Here is a 260-nt window from a genome sequence, read left to right as displayed (position 1 = left end):
GAATCCTGTCTTCCCGACCATTAAAAATATCCCATCTCTTATTATGAAGGGGCCTTAGCTCAGCTGGGAGAGCGCCTGCTTTGCACGCAGGAGGTCAGCGGTTCGATCCCGCTAGGCTCCACCAACTATTTTTATGACCTTTGAAAACTGAACAGAAACAAAGATAAAACCAATAGAGACAGTGATGTTTCTAGGTAAGAATCGCAGGGCGGAAATAGAAAGCTATTTCCAAAAGTAATACTAGTAAAGTAATTTGCTAG

Annotated in this window: 1 tRNA gene; it reads left to right on the top strand. The window is 42.7% G+C overall.

Annotated elements, in window-relative coordinates:
• The first annotated feature begins 48 nt into the window (after nucleotides 1–48).
• Nucleotides 49–124: transfer RNA gene (locus tag HPK16_RS16670), tRNA-Ala, on the top strand.
• Nucleotides 125–260 lie beyond the last annotated feature (136 nt).

This window comes from Paenilisteria rustica (assembly GCF_013820765.1).
Taxonomy (GTDB): Bacteria; Bacillota; Bacilli; order Lactobacillales; family Listeriaceae; genus Listeria_A; species Listeria_A rustica.
Note: the sequence above shows the minus strand (reverse complement) of the source record. Positions and strands in the feature narration are given on the sequence as shown.